The sequence below is a fragment of the Rhodococcus sp. NPDC059969 genome, from assembly GCF_042738325.1.
Lineage (GTDB): Bacteria > Actinomycetota > Actinomycetes > Mycobacteriales > Mycobacteriaceae > Rhodococcus_F.
Genome location: NZ_JBHWUF010000001.1, coordinates 1261154 through 1277604 on the forward strand (window position 1 = coordinate 1261154; position 16451 = coordinate 1277604).

Annotated in this window: 14 protein-coding genes; 2 read left to right on the forward strand and 12 right to left on the reverse strand. The window is 61.6% G+C overall.

Annotated elements, in window-relative coordinates:
* From ACFWAD_RS05770 to ACFWAD_RS05780, 3 genes are read right to left on the reverse strand one after another with little or no spacing between them, the layout of a single operon-like run.
* Entirely contained in the window at positions 1 to 1203 is a 1203-nt protein-coding gene (locus ACFWAD_RS05770; protein WP_378542076.1) for an MFS transporter, read from the reverse strand.
* A gap of 3 nt (positions 1204 to 1206) precedes the next feature.
* The gene (locus ACFWAD_RS05775) at positions 1207 to 2235 is read right to left on the reverse strand and encodes a 3-oxoacyl-ACP synthase III family protein (protein WP_020971052.1); all 1029 of its coding nucleotides are present in this window, start codon (positions 2233 to 2235) and stop codon (positions 1207 to 1209) included.
* On the reverse strand, positions 2232 to 3467 hold the full coding sequence (locus ACFWAD_RS05780) for a sedoheptulose 7-phosphate cyclase (protein ID WP_021345782.1): 1236 nt from the start codon (positions 3465 to 3467) through the stop codon (positions 2232 to 2234). The genes ACFWAD_RS05775 and ACFWAD_RS05780 overlap by 4 nt, the downstream gene beginning before the upstream one ends.
* Positions 3468 to 3643: 176 nt before the next feature.
* Between ACFWAD_RS05780 and ACFWAD_RS05785 the strand changes: the two genes are divergently transcribed.
* Positions 3644 to 4258 (forward strand): TetR/AcrR family transcriptional regulator, encoded by a 615-nt coding sequence (locus tag ACFWAD_RS05785; RefSeq protein WP_378542079.1) that lies wholly within the window; start codon positions 3644 to 3646, stop codon positions 4256 to 4258.
* A gap of 93 nt (positions 4259 to 4351) precedes the next feature.
* Here the strand turns inward: ACFWAD_RS05785 and ACFWAD_RS05790 are convergent, their stop codons facing one another.
* The 4 genes from ACFWAD_RS05790 to ACFWAD_RS05805 all read right to left on the reverse strand — a co-directional run bounded on the left by ACFWAD_RS05790 (position 4352) and on the right by ACFWAD_RS05805 (position 7908).
* The gene (locus ACFWAD_RS05790; RefSeq protein WP_378542081.1) at positions 4352 to 4795 is read right to left on the reverse strand and encodes a hypothetical protein; all 444 of its coding nucleotides are present in this window, start codon (positions 4793 to 4795) and stop codon (positions 4352 to 4354) included.
* 21 nt (positions 4796 to 4816) lie between these two features.
* Positions 4817 to 5485, reverse strand: a complete 669-nt coding sequence (locus ACFWAD_RS05795; RefSeq protein WP_020909393.1) for a FadR/GntR family transcriptional regulator — start codon at positions 5483 to 5485, stop codon at positions 4817 to 4819.
* A 102-nt stretch (positions 5486 to 5587) separates the two neighbouring features.
* Positions 5588 to 6793 carry an MFS transporter gene (locus ACFWAD_RS05800; protein WP_378542083.1) on the reverse strand — a complete coding sequence of 402 codons (1206 nt, stop codon included), beginning with the start codon at positions 6791 to 6793 and terminating at the stop codon, positions 5588 to 5590.
* 122 nt (positions 6794 to 6915) lie between these two features.
* Positions 6916 to 7908 (reverse strand): helix-turn-helix transcriptional regulator, encoded by a 993-nt coding sequence (locus ACFWAD_RS05805; RefSeq protein WP_378542085.1) that lies wholly within the window; start codon positions 7906 to 7908, stop codon positions 6916 to 6918.
* 102 nt (positions 7909 to 8010) lie between these two features.
* Between ACFWAD_RS05805 and ACFWAD_RS05810 the strand changes: the two genes are divergently transcribed.
* A complete protein-coding gene (locus ACFWAD_RS05810; RefSeq protein WP_019745645.1) occupies positions 8011 to 8478 on the forward strand; it encodes a VOC family protein in 468 nt (155 codons plus the stop codon).
* A gap of 218 nt (positions 8479 to 8696) precedes the next feature.
* Here the strand turns inward: ACFWAD_RS05810 and ACFWAD_RS05815 are convergent, their stop codons facing one another.
* The 5 genes from ACFWAD_RS05815 to ACFWAD_RS05835 all read right to left on the reverse strand — a co-directional run bounded on the left by ACFWAD_RS05815 (position 8697) and on the right by ACFWAD_RS05835 (position 16418).
* Positions 8697 to 9497 carry an NAD(P)H-binding protein gene (locus tag ACFWAD_RS05815; RefSeq protein WP_378542088.1) on the reverse strand — a complete coding sequence of 267 codons (801 nt, stop codon included), beginning with the start codon at positions 9495 to 9497 and terminating at the stop codon, positions 8697 to 8699.
* 277 nt (positions 9498 to 9774) lie between these two features.
* Positions 9775 to 11022, reverse strand: coding sequence for a zinc metallochaperone AztD (aztD, locus tag ACFWAD_RS05820; RefSeq protein WP_378542090.1), 1248 nt, complete (start codon positions 11020 to 11022; stop codon positions 9775 to 9777).
* Positions 11023 to 11084: 62 nt separating this feature from the next.
* Entirely contained in the window at positions 11085 to 12329 is a 1245-nt protein-coding gene (locus tag ACFWAD_RS05825; protein ID WP_378542092.1) for a benzoate/H(+) symporter BenE family transporter, read from the reverse strand.
* 4 nt (positions 12330 to 12333) lie between these two features.
* Complete coding sequence (locus ACFWAD_RS05830) at positions 12334 to 15036, reverse strand: LuxR C-terminal-related transcriptional regulator (protein ID WP_378542094.1); 2703 nt, start codon at positions 15034 to 15036, stop codon at positions 12334 to 12336.
* Complete coding sequence (locus ACFWAD_RS05835; protein WP_378542096.1) at positions 15033 to 16418, reverse strand: MFS transporter; 1386 nt, start codon at positions 16416 to 16418, stop codon at positions 15033 to 15035. Before ACFWAD_RS05835 ends, ACFWAD_RS05830 begins: the two co-directional genes overlap by 4 nt.
* Positions 16419 to 16451 lie beyond the last annotated feature (33 nt).

The window sequence follows — 16451 nt, forward strand, 5'->3', positions numbered from 1 at the left end:
TCACGTCACGCTCCGAGCAGTGCGCCGACTGACGAACAGCAGCAGTACTGCGCCCGCCGCGAGGACTGCCCCGATAGCAGGCAGGACTGCAACACTGTTGCCGCCGGACAGAGCGATCGAGCCGATCCACGCGCCGGCAGCATTCGCAAGTTGGAATCCTGCAATGTTGACCGTGGCGGCAAGGTGCGGGGCTTCGCTTGCGGCACCGATGAGTTTCGAGGCGAGCGGCGGAATAATGGAAAAACCGGTAGCACCGAGTACGAACATCCAGGCGAAGGCAAACCAAGACGTTCCGCCGAAGACGAAGAGAGCGAGAAGTGCCAACGCGAGCGCGGTCAACGCGATGTACAGCGTTTTGTCCAGGTCCTTGTCCGCGTAGTAACCACCGAGTTGATTGCCGACAACAGACCCGACGCCGAATACGAACAACACCACCGTCACCGTCGACACCGAGATGCCGGCATGCTCGGTGAGATACGGCGAGATGTAGGTGAACACCACGAAAAGCGCTGCCTGACTGAGAGCGGTCAGCCCGATCGCCCACAGAACTGGGCCCCGGGTGAACACCCGTAGCTCTGAGCTGACGTTGCCGGTCTGGTGAGAGGGAGCGGCGTTGCGCGTCGAGGCGATCAGCGCAGCGGTGACCAGCAGTTGGAAAACGGCGATGATCGCAAAAGACCAGCGCCAACCCAGTTGTGTACCGATGAGAGTTCCCAAGGGGACTCCGAGGACCGTCGCCAGGTTCAGTCCGAGGGTGACGCGGGCGATCACACGCCCTTGGAATTCAGGCGCCACCAACGACGTCGCCAGCACCAGGCACAGAGCGAAGAACGTCGCGTGTGGCAGAGCAGTGATGATCCGAAATATCACCATGGTTGCGAAGTTCGGTGCCAGCGCAGTTCCGATGTTGCCGATGACGAAGAGAGCCATCAGAGCGGCGATGAGAGGTGTCCGCGGCACCCTGGTGGTAGCGATCGTCAGTAGAGGGCCACCGATGACCACTGTGACGGCATAGATGGTGACGAGCAGTCCTGCTGTGGAGGTGCTGACCCCGAGGTCGGTGGAGATGTCCGGAAGTACGCCGGCCACAAGGTATTCGACAGTGCCGACGCCGAACACTGCCAGGAGCATCCAGATTATTGCGACATTCGCGTTGGTAGAGCGAGCCGTTGTCGTCAATTCGTGCGGAGTTTCGACCACCATGGCCTATCCCTTCTCGTATCCGGTGTATTCGACGACTGCGCATCCCCATGTGAACCCGACGCCGATGCCGGTGAGCATGATCCGGTCTCCGGGGTGCAGGGCCTTGCTGCGGCGGAGCAGGTCGAGGCCCAGTAGTGGGTCGGCAGCACCGGTGTGGCCGATGGTTCTGCCGAGTTCGACCAAGGTCTGCTCGGCGCGGATCTTCAGCGGTTCGAAACATTGTTTGCGGAGTAGGACGTTGCCGAAATTCGGTACGATCCAGGTGGCGATGTCACCGTGATGAGTGGCGGCATCACCCAAAGCTGTTTCAGCGCACCGAGACAGGGCGGCCGCGTTGCGTGACCAGAACTCGTCGATGGAGTGAGTCTCGGTGAAGCCCCCCACCCGTGCTCGGAGATCGATCGGGTCGGCGGTGCCGTAGACAGGCATGCTTGTGCGCTCGTGCCCGCGGTGCATCTGCTCGAGGTGTGCATCAGTGACTACGGAAGTCGAAAGAATACGAAAGGGACCCGGATCCGGGCCGATGACAGCAGCGGCCGCGCCGTCTCCGTAGGCGAGACCGCTGTCGGAATTCCACCGGTCGAACAGGGGGAGACGCCAAGCGTCGGATGCAGTTACCAGGCCTTTGCCGTGTCCGTCGAACCAGCGGCCGATCAGTTCGATTCCGACGATTGCTCCGGCGCAGGCTGTTCGGATCTCGATCGGCAGGCAGTCGTCGATGCCAAGTTCGTTCTGAATGTAGGCGCCGCAGTTCCACGCCTCCAGGCCGTTGTGCAGAACCACTGCATGCACGAGTAGGTCGATTTCGTTGCTGCTGATTCCGCTGTCGGCCAACGCAGCTCTGCCTGCGAAGACTGCCATCTCCGGCGCGGATTCGCCGATATCAGGGTCCGACACTGCAACCGAAGTCTGTCCGGTCTTCTGCTGTTCGACGGGATCGAACCGTCCTTCGGTCACCATGTCGGAGGCTTGTTCCCGCCTGTCCGGTAGGTATGAGCCGAAGCCTTCGATGTAGAGGCCGCCCCACCTCATGACGCGACCTTCGTCACCGACGTCTCACGGACGCGTAACTCGTCGCTCTTCCTGTTCAAAAGGGCGGAGGCAGAGTTGATTCCGTCGATCGTGACATCATTGACGAAGTGGTGTCCACCGATCCCGACCGGCAAAGGCAGCCGTTGCCGCCCGTCCCGATGACGCACTGTGTCGGCCAATGCGGCGCCGAGGACGCCCGGTGTGGACAAGACGTCGTTCCAGGTGGGAAGGCCGAGGCGCCTCATTACAGTCAGGACGCGATCAAGTTCAGCTTCACTGATACTTCCCCGCAAATAACCCAGTGCAGACGTCAATGCCATGTCGACAGCTACGGCTTCACCGTGCAGAAGTTCCGGTAATGCTTCCATCTCGAGCGTGGGCGAGAATGTGTGGCCGTAGTCGACGCAGCGTTCGAGGCAGGATTCCCACAGATTGGGCTGCAGTTCCTCGAGCATCAGGTGGATCGACTCGGCGATGACTTGTGTTGCTGCTGTGTCGAGTTCGTCGGAAGAGCCCTGAAACCTGTCATCGATCAATCGTTCCCCGAAGATTTCCAGCAGTTCGAAGAGATCGAGGGACTTGATCAAGGCCATCTTGAGTATCTCGGCAAGTCCGTTGGACAAGTGTCGGTTGTCGAGGGTGCGCAGGAATGCTCGGTCGACAAAAGTTGCCAGGGCCGGTGCATACGTCCCCAGTCGATTCTTGCCCATGCCGTAGTTGACTCCGGTCTTGACGCCGACCCCGGCGTCGACGAGGCCGATCAGTGTGGTGGGGACCCGGATGTACGGCGTTCCGCGGCGGTAGACGCTCGCGGCGAAACCGACGATGTCGAGTAGAACACCCCCGCCGATCGCGATTACCGGCTCCCTGCGTCGGTCGATGCCGAATCCGTTCATCGCGTCGACCACCCGCACCGCAGAACCCCACTCTTTGACCGTCTCGTCGGCTCGCATCGGTACGAAGGATGCTCGTATTCCGTGGTGTTCGAAGTAGCCTCGAATTCGATCCCCGTGAATTCGGTCGACGTTCGCGTCGATGATGATCAAGCGTCGGTCTCCGCGGTGTAGCGACGCTGCGCTGCACCCGTCGAGTAGTCGAGTGCTGTCCTTGGCGAACAAATTTCGTGCGGCGATCACGTGATACTCGACCTGTTTGACCGCTTCGACCTTCCATGTCGAATCGGTGGCCGCGCTGTGGCTGAGACCCAGTTTGAATGAAGCGGCACTACGCATGTCGATCCCCCTAGACGGTGTGAAAGAGCGTTCGCGAGCTGTGTCAGCAGTACGGCGGTACTTCAGTGAACGAAATGAACTTTCGAGGAGAACAGTAGGACATTCGCATAGTGATCGCTACAAGAGTAGAATAGATCACATTTGGATCGGTAGATGCTGCGGAATTGGGAGGTTGCATGGCCGGGGTGCCGGGACAAGGGCGGAAGTTCGACGTAGACGCGGCCTTGGACAAGGCGATGTATGCCTTCTGGGAGCACGGCTACGAGGGGACATCCGTTGCCATGTTGACTGCTGCGATGCACATAAATCCACCGAGTCTCTATAGCGCTTTCGGTGGCAAGGAAGGAGTGTTCTTTGCCGCCGTCGATCACTACAACGCGACTCGCGGCGACTTCATGGACCGGGCGTTCGCCGAAGAGCGCGAGGCATCCGAATTGATTCGCCGCCTCTTGAACGACGCGGCGTCCCATTACACCGACGAGTCTTGTCCGGGTGGTTGTCTGATCATCAGCGCGGCGGTCAGCGTGACCGACGCCAACAGTCACATAGCAAACCGATTGCGCGACATGCGAAATGCCAACGTGGTATTGCTGTCGCAGAGGATCGCAGCCGATATCGCCAACGGACTCATGCCCGCTGACTCCGATCCCGAGGACCTTGCCGAGTTCATCGGTGTAGTCATCCAAGGCATGTCTCAGCGCGCCCGAGACGGTGCAACACAGAGGCAATTGGAACTCGTAGCGAACAGGTCTTTCGACTCGCTGAACTTCTCGAAAGACCTCATCGGCTGAACAGATTTCAGTTGACGGTCGGGGGTCGAGCTGGATTGGGCGATGGAGAGCATCGAGGTCGGTCCTAGTGACCTTCTATCCCAATGTAATTAGTCACTGACCGTGATGGCTGTCGGTTCGTTGGAGGCAGGGGCGGGGCCAGGCGCCGAGTGCAAGGACGGCGAGGATCGTCTGGACGAGTCCGGTGGTGAAGAAGATGCCTTGCAGCGGCGACCAGGCGAGAACGATGGCGATCTCGACGAAGATCCAGATCATCATGGTCAGGCCGGCGGCCGCGTGCAGGCCCCACGTCAGGCGGAACCTGTTGTGCTGAGCGAAGAGCGCGGCGGCTTGGATGCCTCCGACGACAGCGCCGAGGAGGATTCCGGGCCAGAAATAAGAAGGAAAGACGGTTCCCTCGATCCACTCCGGAGGCAGACCCATCCCACCGCCGATCGTCAGGCCCGCCATTCCTACGAGCGCAGAGAGCAGGTTTAGCCACGCGATGGCGGACAGACCGATTCGGAGACCCCGTGGAGGGAGCGATGTGGACGTCATGCCTGACAACGATAGAGAGGGTCAGTCGAGCCCGTCCATGTTCCTGCGCGTTGCCGCGCTGGCAGCGTCGGCATCACCCGCGACGATTGCTTCCACCAGATCTCGGTGGGCAGCGGCTTCGTCGTCGATGGATTGGGGGTTTCGTGCCGTGACGTCGGTGATCACGTCCAGGGCCGAGTTTCGGAGCGTTTCGATGAATGAATCGAACACCATCGACAACACGCTGTTGTGCGCAGCATTCACCACGGCGCGATGTAGTTCCATGTCAGCATCGACGAATTCTGTTGGTGTCGAAGCATTTTCACGGGCTTCGAGTGCTGCTCGTAACAGGTCGACGTCGGCAGAGGTCCGACGCATGGCAGCCAGACGGCCCGCTTCCACCTCCAGAAGTCTGCGTACTTCGTAGACTTCGCGGCGGTCCGAGCGTTTGAGTTCTCGCTCGAGTTCTGTGACCGGAGTCGAGGACATGACGTAGGTGCCGGATCCTTGATGAGAGTAGAGCTGTCCCGACGCGATCAGTGCACGCACGGCTTCCCTGCCGGTCGAACGCCCGACTCCGAGGAGTGTGCTCAGATCCTGCTCGTTCGGGATTTTCGTCCCGACCGGCCACTCGCCGTCGCCGATGAGGCGCGCAAGTTCGTCTGCGGCTTTCTGTACCAGCGACTGCTGCTTGACCTGGCGCACTGCCATGTGACTGCTCCTGACTGACTCGGTGAACCGCAATGGAGCGGCTCACCGAGTAATACTTCATGTCCTCCGATGAATCTTCAGACTACGGGGCCGTCTTTTGGTTTATCGAAGGGCGATGACGTCCAGTTCGCGCTCCGTCTCGTCTTCCGGGTCGAGGCGTCGATCGCGCAAGGTGAATGCGATGACGGCGCCGACGAACAGCACTGCAGTTGTCGCCCCGATCGCCATGCGCGGTCCGAAGTGATCTGCCAGGTAGCCGAACAGCGGAGATGCGATGCCTCCCACGGACATCGCGAGTCCGAGCGTCACCCCACTTGCTGTACCGGGGCGATTCGGTAGGTAGTCCTGAGCCAACGTCACCTGTGGCGCGAAGGGCAGGAACATCGCGAATCCGAGGCAGACGATTCCCAGTTCGGCAATCGCAACGTGCGGGGCGGCAGCGAGCAGTGCCAGTGAAGGTACCGCAAGCAGGTAGCCGAGTCGGATGGATGCGCGTCGACCACGACGGTCCGCGAGGACTCCACCCAGTAGCGTTCCGGCCGCTCCTGCCAATGTGAAGGAGGACAACACGATTGCGGCACTCGAGGACGATCCGTTCAGTCCGTTGAGCACGTACGGCGAGACCAACGACAGTGTGGTCACGTACGGAATCGACCAACAGACCGTTACCAGCACGAGTCGGGTGAACGAGCGCCAATCGTCTGACACGGGACCGTTCGCTGCCAGTTGCGCACTCAGTGACTGGGCTGACTCGGCCTCACCCGTGTTGATCGATCGCGACTGGGCGACCATCCACCAAATAGCCGCCACCACTGCAGGAACTGCGAGTAGGTAGCCGCCGGACAATCCGAGTGAGCCAACGACGAGCGTGACAAACGGTGGTGCCAGCGAGGCGCCCAACGTGCCGCCCACGGAGAACACGCTCATGGCTTTCTGCGAATGACCTCCAGCCGCGCGTGCCAAATTTGTGGCGGGCGGATGGTATGCGGCGATGCCGATGCCTGCCACGGCAATTGCCAGCCAAGTGACGATGTATGTGGTGCTCATCGCTGCCACGACAATTCCTGCTGCGGCCGTCACAAAACCCGTGGGTACCAGCCAATTTCGGCTCTTTCGATCGACAAGCATGCCGAATGCGGGTTGCACGACACTGGATAGGCCGGTCGCGGCGAGCGTGATTCCGGCGACGGCGGAGTAGGAATATCCGCGTTCGAGCATCATGAATGGCAGTAGTGCAGGCACAGCCCCCTGGTACAGATCGTTCACGACGTGTGTGCCGGTGAGAAATGCAACTTGCCCCTTCTTCATCTCCTTGGGCATCCCTTCGTTCAGGTCTTCAAGTCCTCAGGTCCTCTGAGGACTTGAAAGCTATCATGAACCCGCGGGCGCACGGTTGTGTTGGAGACCTGGATCTCATTCGAGACGCCTGACTAACTCGCAGCAGTCGCAGCAGGCGCAGCAGTCGCGGCGTTCCGGGCGGCGAGTTGTGCGAAAGCGTGGGTAAGTTCTGCCGGGCCGACGACATCGATGTCGGTGTCGAATCGGTTGAAGGAGGCTGCCAGCGCCGTCCAAGACCATGATCCGGCTTCGAGACTGCACTGCTCGGGGCCAAGATCTTCGACGATGCCGTCCCCGACAAAGGGAAGAACATAACTGGCTGGTCGATGGAGAACGACCTTGCCGTGGCACGGCCATCTATTGATATGTTCCGAGCCTTTGAAGCGCGCGGACACGTATTCGCTGACGTCGCCGCCGGGGATTTCCTTCGGTGTGAACCGCGGGCCGTTCGGGGTGCGTGGGGTGATGCGATCGGCACGAAAGATTCGCCAGTCGTCTCGCTCGAGATCCCACGCGACGAGGTACCAGCGATGCTTGGAGGTCACCAGATGATGTGGCTCCACGCGGCGTGGGGGCGTTATTTCGACGTTGTCGGTTGAGCGGCCGTTCGAGTAGTCGAAGCGGAGCACCTCGTGAGCGCGCACCGCTGCGGAAATCGCTACGAGCACCTCAGGGGACACCGAGTCTGCGTCGCTGGAATCGGTCGAAATCGTGGTGAACGTGAGTGCGTCGAGGCGATGGCGCAGACGCGACGGCATCACTTGCCGCACGGTGGTCAGCGCACGCACTGCGTCCTCTTCGATGCCGACGCCGGTCAGCGTCGCCGCCTGCAGAGCGACTGCCAAGGCGATGACCTGATCGTCGTCGAACAGCAGGGGTGGTAGCTCGCTGCCGGCGTCGAGTCGGTATCCGCCGTCCGGGCCCATGGTCGCCGCAATGCTGTAACCCATCTCCCGGAGCCGGTCGATGTCGCGGCGGACCGTGCGGTGGCTGATGTCGAGCCGCTCGGCGAGTAGAGCGCCCGGCCAGTCGCGCCTCGTCTGCAAGAGGGACAGCAGATTCAAGAGCCGAGTGGTGGTCGCCATGTCGTGAGACTACGACGAGTCTAGGACGAAAACAGTCCTATACGGCTGTGAGAGTCGACGTTGTCAGGGAAAACCCGGGCGACGTTCGTACCAGGAGCAGACATGAGCATCAAGACAACGACCCACCTCAACTTCCGCGGAGACGCCCGCGCGGCTCTGGAGTTCTACCAGTCCGTCTTCGGTGGCCAGGTCACGATCGCAACCTACGGCGACTTCGGAATGCCCAAGGATGTGCCTGGCGCTGAGAACATTGTGTTCGGCCAAGTCGAAACCGCGGACGGCTTCAGCGTGATGGCGTACGACATCCCAGGACAGTCGGGCGGTTCGACCGCCAATGCCGGCACGACGCACCGTGAGAACGGCACCACGATCACCGACCAACCGTTCTTCGTCTCGGTTCGCGGTGAATCGCTCGAAGAGGTGCAGGGTTACTGGGCCAAACTCTCTGTCGGTGGATCCATCATCGAGGGTCTTGCCGCGGCGGCGTGGAGCCCCGGATTCGGCATGCTCACCGATGCGTTCGGGGTGACGTGGATCCTCGACGTCGCTGCCGGCGAAAACCCGGCCTGATCATTCAGACGACAAAGCCGCTGGCACCGAAAGGTGTCCAGCGGCTCCAGCGCGTCGGTGCCCGTCTTGCGCCTCTCGGCAAGTGGCCACTCGAAGTGGCAATTCTGGGGTGGTACCCGGGGCAAAGAACCGAACACCGACACCCTCTACAACGAAGCTCTGCGGAGAGTTATTCCACGCTGACCTGTGCCGCTGTCAGTCGCAGTCCTGCTCATCGTTCAGCTCCGGCAGAGCTGGGCGACAACGGCTTCGATTGGCTGAGGGGCGCGTCGTAGCAGTGTTGCCAGGTCATCGGACTCTTCGCTGAAGATCCCTTTGCGAATCAGTGGAAAGAGCACAGCAAAGGGCCCGGTTTCGAGATCGTTTACCTCGCGGTGCTCGATCGTCCTACCGAGTTCGGCCGAGACCGATTCGGCGAGTTGATCGAAAGTCCAGGCCGGGCCTCGAAGCTCCCACAACTGTTTGGCAGGCGGGGTTGTCAGTGCGATGACAGCCGCTTCGGCGAGATCGGCAAGGGAGGAGGTGACCAGAGTCCTTCCCGCGCCGGCGGAAACGATGGGGCCGGCCTCCATGTCCTGAATTACCTTGGCAGCAAATGCATCCGAGTAGAGTGCATTGCGGAGGACAGTGTGGCTCACGCCGATCTCCTGCAGCTCGACTTCCGTAGTGCGATGACCGGGATCGTGCTGCGCTCCCGTCGCGCTCGTGTACACGATGTGCTCGACGCCTGCCGAGACTGCCTCCTGCACAACAGCTTTGTGTTGGTCGATTCTGACATTCGGATCGAGCGCCGGGCTCGATACGAACAGCAGTCCGTCTATGCCCCTGAACGCGTTCCGCAAACTCGCGCGATCCGTGTAGTCGCCAACCCGCGTATCGATCCCCTGATGGCCGAGTGCATCGGCTTGGGTAGTACTTCGGACCAATGCGTAGGTGTTCGATCCGGTATGTGCCTGCAGGATGCGCAGCGCAGCGCCGCCCAGGTTTCCGGTGGCTCCGGTGACGAGAAAGTTTCTCATGTACGTACTCCAAAGGTGGATTCTGGTGAGTGGTCAGATAGGGACTCGGCTATCGCGAATCCCCATGAAGGCACACAGAATCGCCATCCCAGGGCGGAGTAACAAGCTACTGCTGCGGATGGTGGTCAGGACGTGCGGCAAGAATGCATTGAAGCGACTGTAGCAGGACTAACGAACCGTACGGCCCGCCTGCTCATCGAGATTGCCTGGTGAGAGACACGAGAACGGCTCAGGCCCCCATCTCGGTGTGAGATGGGGGCCGAAGCGAGGGTGGGAATCAGCCGGTTACGCCGGTCAATTCGTTCGGGGCGTGATCGAGGGTGGTCTCGGTCAGGATGCTGCCGTCCTCGAGGTCGACTGCGATCAGCTTCTTCGACGAGGGGTCGGTGACGTAGGCGGTGTGATCTTCTACGAAGAGCGCGGGCCTGGGCTCTTGCCACTTGGTGGGCTCGGTCCATGCGTCGATAACGGCGATCTTCTTGGTGACGACGCCGGTGTCGGGGTCGATTACATGGATGGCGCCGTCGGTGCCGAGTACCAGGGCCTCGCCATGCGGTCCGCGTCCGAGTGAGCGGAAGGTGTAGCTGGTGCCGAGGTCGACGAGCTTGAGTTCGGACGTCGTCGTGTTGGTCAAGGAGACCCGTTGCGGGCGTTCGAGTTCGGCGTCCTTGTCAGTCTTGTAGTCACCCAGCACGATATCCGACTCCTCGGAGCCTGCCTGGTTGCCGATGCGGCCGTATGCATCCGGACTCTGGACCTTGGTGATCGCTCCGTTCTTGTACACGAGCAACCCGTCCTGGCAGCCCAGCACGATGGCTTCGCCGGCAGCGACTGCTTCGCCGTGGACACCGGGGCACTGTTCGTTTCGCAGGATTTCCTTGCGGTCGGCATCCAGGACGGCAATGCCGTTGCGGGACTCCGAATTTCCGATTGTCGTCAACAGGCTTCCGTCGGCAAGTGCGACGGCTACACCGTGATGGGGTTCCGGGGTGGTGTACGTCTCGACGCGAGGTTGACGTTTTGCCAGCTGAATCGGGTCGAAGATCTCGACCAGTCCCGAGCCGTCGTTGAAGAGGACTGTCTTTCCGGCATGGCGCACGACGTGTCCGGGCTCGTTGGCTGCGAACTCGACCTCGGACATCGCGGGATCGGCTGTGTAGTAATGAGAATGGTCACCGTGGGCCGAAGACCACGTGCCGGTGTCGAGCACCTTGAACGCTTCGCCGGCAGAGATCATGACATGGCGACCGTCGCCGGCCGGGTTGAGTCGCGTAAAGCCGTCGATCTCGGTCTCGCCGACCACGTCGAGCGAAGTTGCATCCAGCACCAGGACGCCACCTTCATAGGAGACTGCGAGGCGTGGTGTTGCCGAGGCCTGTTCGGTGGGTGCGGCCGACGTCGTGGTCGTGGTTTCGGACCGGGCGGAGTCCTTGTTGTCGGACGAGCAGCCTGTAACGAGGGCGAGCGAGAGGCCTACTGATGTGGCAAGGGTGAGGCGCCGCGACATGCGGGTGTTGAGGTGCATGGGTATAGATCTACTGCTTAATGTAAATGATTGTCAAAGTCGTGTATGCGAATGTTCGCATGTCAGGTGTAGTCACCACGCTCAAGCAAGCGCGAGACGATGACCCCGAACACGAGTCCCCAGAAAGCGGCGCCGATATTGAGTAGTTCGATGTCGGAGATCGTCACGAGAAACGCGATCAAAGCGCCGAAGGTGAATTTCCCGCCGAATGCGGTGACGAAGGCTCCCTGTAAGGCCTTGAGCATGGCCAGACCACCAAGAGTGACGATGAACGCAATCGGAGTTCCCAACATCATCGCGACGAACGTCGGGGCGAACAGTCCGAAGACGACGGCGAGTAAGCCGCAGAAGATTCCGGCGGTGTACTGGCGTGTCCGCTCTCCCGACGCCGAGAGCAATGCGTTCGTCGGCCCGGTCAGGCACGTCGACACACAACCCACCGCCGCGTTCACGAGAGAGAACACGCCGCAGGCAACCGTTGCTGTCCCGATCGGCGGTTGATGACCCGCTGCTCGGAGGACTGCGATTCCTTGGCCGTTCTGCACGACGACGACTGTGATCGTCAGCGGTACAACCAGTTCGATCATCGCCTGCCAAGACCAGGTTGGTGTGGTCAGCATCGGATGCGCCAGCCACTCATGAGCGTCGCCGGCGGAGTTGAATCTTCCGGTCGCGAGTATCACGACTACGCCGACGATCAACGCGCCGAGAACGGGCGGAACGAATCTTCCCAACTTGGCGAACACGCTCAGGGCGACAAAGGTGGCGATCATCGGCAGTGCGATCACCGCGTCGTGGGCGGGCGCTTCGACCAAATCAGTTCCGAAATGAAGGAAAACTCCTGCCACCATTGCCATTACGATGGGCATGGGTAAGGTGGCCATGATCGGTGTGACCCACCCGGTCAATCCCAACAACAAGATCAGGCCGCCGGTCGCGAAGAACGCTCCGAGCACGTGCTCCCACGGCAGATGCTCCAACGACGCTCCGACGACTACGGTTCCGGGAATCGTCCAGAAGAAGGCCAGCGGCTGCCGGTACAGCCAGGAAGCCGTGATGGTCAGAATGCCGTTGACGAAGAAGGCACCGAAAAGCCAAGAGGCCAATTGAGCTTGACTCAGTCCACCCGCCAACCCCGCGGCGAGAATGACTGCTACCGGCCCGGTGGCAGAGAAGACGATGCCGATGATTCCGTTGGCGACGGACGTTCCGCCGAAGTCGCGTAAGACCCGCTTCGGGCCGTAGAGCGGGAGGGGTAGTGGCTCGGTGACGACGCGAACGGGCGTGGTCGTCGCAGTGTCCGACATGTTCTCAGTTCTCCTGATGCGGATCCGAAAGCCCCCGGTCGCGGAACAAAGCCGCGAGTTCGCTCCGTGATCGCAGTCCGAGCTTCGCGTACGCGCGCGTGAGGTGATATTGAATGGTCTTGACGGAGAGGAACAATTCGCCGGCAGCTTCCTTGTTGGACTTGCCCGCTGCGACAAGGTCGGCGACGGCTCGCTCTTGCGGGGTCAGGTCGGTGATTCCCTTCTCCGTCCGCGAGAGGTTCAACCCTCCCGCGCGGAGTTCGCGCTCGCAGCGCTCGACGTAAGTAGCGGCGCCCAACGAGTGGTACAGCTCGCGGGCGGCCCGGAGGACGACGTCGGCCTCTGCGCGTTTCCCCGCCCGGCGGAGAGTTTGGCCGTAGGCAAAATTGATTCGGGCTCGGTCGTAGGGGAGCGGCAGCGTCTCGATGCCGAGAAGTGCAGCATCGAAACTTTCTCTTGCCGAGTCTAGTTCGCCCCGTGCGCCGTGGATCCGGCCGCGAACGTAGCCGAGACGTGCCGCAGCTGAGCGGTGCTCACGACGTCGTGCGGTCTGCTCGTGTGGTTGTAGAAAGGCGTCGGCATCATCGACTCGCCCGACCATGACCAATGCATTGGCGTAGAGATCGACCCACGGCCAGAAGCCCGGCTCGTCGAGCCATTGTTGCGCCTTGCTCGAGGTGAGCGGAGCCAGCGCCACCAGGACTTCGGCGTAGTCGGCGGCGGCCTCGGCAACCTGCGCTCTGGCGAGAAGTGCAGGGACGTACATGATTTCGTAGGCGTGAACGCCGGCGTACGCGCGTCGCACGTGGTCACGGGCCAGTTCCCAGTTGCCGCGCAGAGCGTGGATCTGTGCTCCCGACCAGTGGACCAACGGTCGGATGATCTCGATCTCGAACCGATCCACCTCGGCCCCGGCGCCGTCGACGGTCGAGAGCGCTTCGTCCCAGGCTCCGAGCGCGAATTGAGTGCGGGCGAGCCAGGCCTGTGCCCACAGCGAGATTCTTGCCGAACCACTGGAAAACTCTGTGGACACAGCACTTTCGAGGTCACGTCTGGCGGACTCCGGGTGATCCAAAGCAAGCTCGAGCCATCCGCGTCCCATCTGGAAGCGCTGTGCTTGGGCTCCGGGGCGGACGCGATCGGACAGTTCGTCGTATGCCGCGAGCGCATTCTCGGTTCTTCCGGTAGCGCCGAGCCCGAGACCCTTGATCGCTTCGGACTCCACTGCTGCGGGGTCAGAAGGACCTACCAATTCGACTGCGCGGTCAACCCACTCGACGAGGGCCGTGCCATCGAGTCGAGCCAGAGAATGAAGGACCATTCGTTGGGCGATCATCGCAGCGGTGCCTGGCTCACGATTCGCACTGCAGCTGTCCCACGCTCTGGTCAGCAGATCAGCAGCCTCGGTCGGTCGCCCTCGATGAATGGCGAGGTAGCCGAGGACGGCGTCGCGGAGAGGCCCGCGCGAAATACTCTCGATCTCCGGCACGAAGACCATGGCGCGGGGGATGTCACCCGATCCGGTCAGCGCGTCGACTCCGCGGAGTAGTCGGTCCTCGTGTTCGGTTCGGGCCGTGGTGAGACGGCTTGCCGTGACCATGGCGTCGGCGACTTCCGACCACGCGCCGTCGGATGCTCGTAGTGATGCGTACGCAACGAGTTCGGCGGCAAGGTCCTCGTCGTGGGTGGTGCTGGCAGCGGCAAGGTGGAAAAGCCGTTCACCTTCTCCCCAAGCGATCTCGGCTGCTCGAGTGTGCAGCAGATGCAAGTGTGCGGGTCCCAACGCCGCGTGTACGGCGGCTGTCACCATCGGACCGCTCAGTGACACCTCGGTGCTGCCGCGCTGCTCGTGGACGGAGAGGAGGCCGCTGGCGAAGGCGCTGTCCAAGGCGCCGACCACGTCGTCGACGTCGGCCAACTGAGCAAGGTGGGACAACGTCGTGCTGCGTCCGAGAACTGCTGCGGCTTCGATCAACGTTCGAGCTCCCGCCGAACACGCCTCGAGGGCGGCGGCGATCGCCACCGCACGATGACGAGGGACGGGCAAGGTTCGGTGCCACTGGGACCAATAGGCGGGTGGCAGCTCGTCGAGGAGCGAGACGATGTCGAGTGTGTTGCCTGCTGTGAAGTCCTGAAGTTGAAGCGCGACGCCGGAACTGAGGTCGATTCCGCTTCGCATCCGCGCGATGTCGATGATGACGGGTGCGTCGAGCGGGCTGATGTGCAAACGCGTCGACCAGTGCAGGTCGAGAATCTGCCTGACATCCTCGCGCAGGAACGGCGTTTCCTCGGCGACGAGGACGAACAGCAGTGGGGCTGTTCGTCCTCGATGGAGGGCGGAGGTGATTGCTTGAAGCGAGCTGACATCACTGTGATGGGCATCGTCGACGACGATCATGGTCAGTTGCTTCGCTGCGTCGATGATCTCGTGTGCAACGGCTACCGGGTCCGAGATGGATACCGGACGTTCGAGTAGTTGTCCGATCACTCCGAAGGCAGTGTTCGATTCCCATTCCAACCCACGGGCACGACGGAGCGTATGAGCGGAGGAGATTTCGGCGAACCGGTCGACGAGAGTGGACTTACCGCTACCGGCATCGCCCTCGACCAGCACGAGAGTCGGCACTCCTGACTCCGCCGCGGCCAAGGCTCGGCCGAGAACGGCAAGCTCGCGTTCTCGGCCGAGCAGCAGGTCGCGAAGTGTCACCCGACTACCGTAACGCCGGGCTCACCACGGGTTTCCTTTTCGGCCAGGTCTTCATGGGATCGAAGTGCAGTGGCGCCCAGGTCGGGTGCTTGCTTCGGCACGAAGAAGGTGACGATCGCGCCAAGCACCGCGATGCCGGCGAAGACGTAGAACGCCGATTCGGAACTGATTCCTGCGCTGATCAGACTGCCTCCGATCAGTGGCCCGAATATCCCGCCCAGACGTCCGAATCCGGCGCACCACGCAACACCTGCGGCCCGAGCGGCCGTCGAATAGTAGTTGGACACGAATCCGTAGATCAGGACCTGAGTACCGATGGTGCCGACACCCGCGATGGCAACGGAGGTGAGGAGTACGGGAAGCGGAAACCCGAATGTGAACAGGAGCAGGGCGAGTGCAGCCAGGCCGAAGGTGGTGGCGACAACCCGTTGCGGACCGGTGACATCCGCGATCTTGGAGGCGAGAAGCCCACCGATGATGGCACCGCCGTTGAGTACCAACAGGAACGAGAGCGAACCCTTCGCGTTGTATCCCGCGTTTTCCATGATCTTGGGCAGCCAGGTGTTGAGTCCGTAGGTCAGGAGGAGGCCGGCGAAGCTCATGAGGCCGAGAAGCGCGGTGCCCCAGACATATTGTCTGCTCGCCAACGCTCGGAAGCCGACCTTCTCGGCCACGGCATCGTTGGGTCGATCTGCACCGACAGGCAACGGAATTCCAGTCTTCGAGGAAATGGCGCGAGCTTCCTCGACACGTCCGCGAGCAATGAGCCACGCAGGAGACTCCGGCAGTTTGAACCAGGCGAGTGGGAACAGGAACACCAACGGCAGCGCGCCGATGAGAAACAGTCCGCGCCATCCGATGGAATCGCGGAGAACGATCGCCAGGACGGAAGCCATGACGCCACCGGCCGGGACACCGCTGTAGACGATGGCGTTGAACAGATTGCGGCGTCCCGGCGGCGCGAACTCGGCAATCATGGCTCCGGCGGTGGCGACGAGCCCACCGACGCCGATGCCGGTGAAGAACCGCAGCAGACCGAAGGTGGTGATGCTGGTGGCGAACGCTGCCAGTGCCATTCCGACCGAGAACCAGATGATGTTGATCAGCATCATCTTTCGGCGACCGAAGTGATCGCCGATCGCTCCACATGTCAGTGCGCCGACCATCACTCCGACAAGTGCATACGAACCCAACGCACCGGCCTGAGACGCGGTCAAGGTGCCGATGTGGCTGGGGTCGTCCATGAGCACCGGCAGGATCGTGCCGTAGACGACCAGGTCGTATCCGTCGAACAGAATGGCAATGGCGGCGATGGTGACCACCCACAACACTGACGAGCGATGGCGGGCACTGGCCCAGGAACCACGTTCGATCGAGGACATGGCGAATCTCCGTTCGAGAGATCAGGAATCGGG

Bases quoted from the DNA above. Each gene is read 5' to 3' on its own strand.
- ACFWAD_RS05770 (WP_378542076.1), bottom strand. From the start codon at position 1,203: ATGGTGGTCGAAACTCCGCACGAATTGACGACAACGGCTCGCTCTACC.
- ACFWAD_RS05775 (WP_020971052.1), bottom strand. From the start codon at position 2,235: ATGAGGTGGGGCGGCCTCTACATCGAAGGCTTCGGCTCATACCTACCG.
- ACFWAD_RS05780 (WP_021345782.1), bottom strand. From the start codon at position 3,467: ATGCGTAGTGCCGCTTCATTCAAACTGGGTCTCAGCCACAGCGCGGCC.
- ACFWAD_RS05785 (WP_378542079.1), top strand. From the start codon at position 3,644: ATGGCCGGGGTGCCGGGACAAGGGCGGAAGTTCGACGTAGACGCGGCC.
- ACFWAD_RS05790 (WP_378542081.1), bottom strand. From the start codon at position 4,795: ATGACGTCCACATCGCTCCCTCCACGGGGTCTCCGAATCGGTCTGTCC.
- ACFWAD_RS05795 (WP_020909393.1), bottom strand. From the start codon at position 5,485: ATGGCAGTGCGCCAGGTCAAGCAGCAGTCGCTGGTACAGAAAGCCGCA.
- ACFWAD_RS05800 (WP_378542083.1), bottom strand. From the start codon at position 6,793: ATGAAGAAGGGGCAAGTTGCATTTCTCACCGGCACACACGTCGTGAAC.
- ACFWAD_RS05805 (WP_378542085.1), bottom strand. From the start codon at position 7,908: ATGGCGACCACCACTCGGCTCTTGAATCTGCTGTCCCTCTTGCAGACG.
- ACFWAD_RS05810 (WP_019745645.1), top strand. From the start codon at position 8,011: ATGAGCATCAAGACAACGACCCACCTCAACTTCCGCGGAGACGCCCGC.
- ACFWAD_RS05815 (WP_378542088.1), bottom strand. From the start codon at position 9,497: ATGAGAAACTTTCTCGTCACCGGAGCCACCGGAAACCTGGGCGGCGCT.
- aztD (WP_378542090.1), bottom strand. From the start codon at position 11,022: ATGCACCTCAACACCCGCATGTCGCGGCGCCTCACCCTTGCCACATCA.
- ACFWAD_RS05825 (WP_378542092.1), bottom strand. From the start codon at position 12,329: ATGTCGGACACTGCGACGACCACGCCCGTTCGCGTCGTCACCGAGCCA.
- ACFWAD_RS05835 (WP_378542096.1), bottom strand. From the start codon at position 16,418: ATGTCCTCGATCGAACGTGGTTCCTGGGCCAGTGCCCGCCATCGCTCG.